The sequence below is a fragment of the Okeania sp. genome (assembly GCF_983059655.1).
Genome location: NZ_CEZPJD010000803.1, coordinates 1 through 3,590 on the forward strand (window position 1 = coordinate 1; position 3,590 = coordinate 3,590).

Annotated in this window: 2 protein-coding genes; both read left to right on the forward strand. The window is 35.5% G+C overall.

The genetic code is table 11. From position 1 onward, the window contains the following. Positions 1 to 302: 302 nt before the first annotated feature. A complete protein-coding gene (locus AC3DU7_RS28605) occupies positions 303 to 2,174 on the forward strand; it encodes a beta-barrel domain-containing protein (protein ID WP_488042646.1) in 1,872 nt (623 codons plus the stop codon). Positions 2,175 to 2,515: 341 nt separating this feature from the next. Further along, complete coding sequence (locus tag AC3DU7_RS28610) at positions 2,516 to 3,256, forward strand: peptidylprolyl isomerase (RefSeq protein WP_488042647.1); 741 nt, start codon at positions 2,516 to 2,518, stop codon at positions 3,254 to 3,256. Positions 3,257 to 3,590 lie beyond the last annotated feature (334 nt).

Here is a 3,590-nt window from a genome sequence, read left to right on the forward strand (position 1 = left end):
AGCCCCCTAAATCCCCCAATTTTGGGGGACTTTGAGAAGAAAATTGACTCTTGTTACCCCCAAACTTGGCTTGCTCGGGGGGCAAAATTCAGTATCAAAGCAAACAGCATTCAGCTATCAGCTATTGCTTTTAATTTTAGAGTTTGTCTGAGAAGTAAAATATGCTAAATTCAAGCCCCCTAAATCCCCCAATTTTGGGGGACTTTGAGAAGAAAATTGACTCTTATTCCCCCCAAAGTTGGCTTGCTCGGGGGGCAAAATTCAAATAAACCAACAAATTTATAAACAGAGAGAATTAAATCATGCCTCAACTTAATTCACCAGAAATAATCGAATCTAACGGTCATAAAAAATTAGATACTGACCTAGTTAGATTAGAAAAAAATGCTCTCAGTTATCGTCCTTTCAAGGAAAATGTATTAACTGAAACTACAGAATCATTTAGTACAGATTGGTCTTATGCTACTAAAGAATTACTAGATGCTTTACCCCAAAGATGGACAAGAGGACTACTATATTTTCTTGTGTTATTTGTCACAATTGTATTGCCTTGGTCGATGCTTTCCAAAGTAGATGAAACAGGTGTTGCTAGAGGTAGATTAGAACCACAAAAAGGTACATTAAAACAAGAGGTTGATTTTGCAGAAACAGTGAAAAAAGTTCACATAGAAGAAGGTGATACTGTTAAAGTAGGAGATATTTTAATTGAGTTTGACTCTAGGCAAATTCAAGACCAACTGCAGCAGCTTCAGATTAGATTAGAAGGGCAAAATAATCGATTAATACAATTAGAAAAACAACAAGGTCAATTAGAAATAGAACTTCAGACTCAGCAACGGCAAAATCAATCTCAAAAATTAGAAAAATTAGCTCAAATAGAACAAGCAAAGCGTAATTTACAGTCTCTCAAAACTGTCTATAATATTCAGAAAGAAGAAAAATTAGCACAAGTTCATCAGGCACAACAAAATCTTGATGCGTTAGTTAGAACATCTATTTTACAACAGGAAGAAAAACTTTCTCAAGTTCATCAAGCAGAACAAAATCTGGCAGCTTTAAAAAATACCTTCAATTTACAACGAGAGGAAAAACTTTCTCAAGTTAGCCAAGCAAAACAACGTATACAAGATACACAAAATGCTTTTGAATTAGCAGAAATTAGGTGGCAAAAATCTCTGCGAGAAGTAGAGCGATATCGCAATCTTTGGGAGCAGGGAGTAGTTACTGAAGTTCGGGTAATTGAAAAGGAAGATATATCAGAAGAAAGACAAAGATTATTAAAACAATCTCAAGCAGATTCAGAACAAGCTAAATTACGTTTACAAGAACAGGAGGAAAATTATGACCGAGTGATTCATCAAGCAGAAGCAGATATTAAACAGGCAGAATTACGCCTAGAAGAACAGCAAGGTAGTTATAATCGAATTCTGCATCAATCTAAATCAGATATTGAACAAGCTGAACTACGTTTAGAAGAACAAAAAAGTAGTTATGAACGAATTCTTCATCAAGCAGAGTCAGAAATTGAGCAAGCAGAATTACGCTTAACTGAACAAGAAAATAATTATCAAACTATTATTCATTCCGGCGAAATTGCCATGTCAAAAATCAAAGAACAACTCAAAAGTTTTGAGACTCAAAAAACCAGTTTAAGATCGGAAATTGCTCAAAATGAGAAAGAAATAGAGTCTTTAAATTTTGATATAGCAAAGCGAATAGTCAAAGCAAAATCCAGTGGTACAATTTTCAATTTACCAGTGGATAAAGCAGGAGATGTCGTACAACAAGGAGAAATGATTGTGGAGATTGCCCCTGAAAATTCTTTTCTATTATTAAAGGCAGAAATGGCAACAGGAGAAAGTGGTTCTCTGAGGGAAGGAATGCCAGTAAAATTAAAATTTGATGCTTATCCTTTTCAAGATTATGGCATTGTAGAAGCTACTCTAGAAAAAATTTCTCCTACTTCTGAAGTTCAAGAAACTAATCAAGGCCCTATAGCTACTTATGAATTAGAAATTGAATTAAATAAAGGTTGTATTCCTACAAAAGATGAATGTATAGTTCTCCGTCCAGGAGACACTGCAACTGCTGAAGTTATTGTCCGTCAACGTCGCGTAATTGACTTTATTCTCGATCCATTTAAAAAATTACAAAAAGGTGGTTTAGAACTTTGAAGAAGGAAGAAGGAAGAAGGAAGAAGGAAGAAGGAAGAAGGAAGAAGGAAGAAGGGAAAACTGCTTATGGATAACCACTCAGTTTCTTATAACCCCAAGCAATTTTAAGTACTCCCATTGATGGTGGGGTATTAAACCCGCAAAAGAAAAGATAAAACTCATTTGTTCTATTTAAAAATAGAGGAGCATATAGGAGGATTGGGAGGGTGGGATGGGGTGTATTGAAGTATTTTTAATTATTGCTTCAATGATAATAAGTTAATAGCTGATAGCTGAATGCTGACGGCTGTTTGCTTACAACAAAAATTTCACTAATTCAATTCATCAAAAGGAAAAAAATCATGTCACAAACTATAACTATTACCTCAGAAAATATTCTCAATCAAGTTAAGTTGTCTTTGAAAGTTCCAGAAATTATAGAAGGAATAATTACCCGCCAAGTTATTGCAAAAGCAGCAGCAGAGGCAGGCATTGAGCCAACAACGGAAGAACTACAAAAAGCTGCAGATGCAATGCGGGCCATGAATAAATTGCATGGTGCAAAAGAAACATGGACTTGGTTAGAAAAACATAATTTATCTCTAGATAATTTTGAAGAAATGGTTCACTATACTTTTTTATCTGGAAAATTAGCTAATCATTTATTTGCGGATAAGGTAGAACCATATTTCTTTGAAAACCAGTTAAATTATGCTGGTGCAGTAATATATGAAGCGGTCTTAGATGATGAAGATTTAGCAATGGAATTATACTATGCTATTCAAGAAGGAGAAATGACTTTTTCTGAAGTTGCTCATCAGTATATTCAAGAGCAAGAATTACGACGTTCTGGCGGTTATCGAGGAATAGTAAAACGCCGGGAATTAAAACCAGAAATTTCTGCCGTTGTTTTCGCTGCTCAACCACCACAAATTGTTAAACCTGTGGTCACTTCTAAGGGAGTACATTTAATTTTTGTGGAGGAAATTATTCAACCAGAGTTAACAGATAAATTGCGTTATCAGATTCTTTCAGATTTGTTTGATGGATGGCTAAAAGAACAAGTTGAAAAGGTTGAATTTGTTTCAAAACACCTTGATTAAAGTGTTAAATTAGCTTGGTTAAATCTTTCATCAGAGGATATCTGAAAAGTTTTCTGACAACGCCGAATTTTGCCCCCCGAGCAAGCCAAATTTGGGGGGGACAAGAGTCAATTTGCTTACTCTAGTTCCCCTTTATTAATCCCCCTCCCGTCCCCCTTGGAAAGGGGGAAGCCAGAGGATGCTGCACTTTTTGTTGAATGGGTGATTTAAGGGGCTTGGATGTAGCAAAAGCTGATGGCTGATAGCTGACAACTGTTTGCTTACATTAGAAGGTTGTATTTAGGGCTTGCTGATTAAACCTAAATGTCTTTACTGATATTGGTTTTAGCCTTTT

Coding starts and splice junctions, on each gene's coding strand:
- AC3DU7_RS28610 (WP_488042647.1), top strand. CDS start 2,516: ATGTCACAAACTATAACTATTACCTCAGAAAATATTCTCAATCAAGTT.
- AC3DU7_RS28605 (WP_488042646.1), top strand. CDS start 303: ATGCCTCAACTTAATTCACCAGAAATAATCGAATCTAACGGTCATAAA.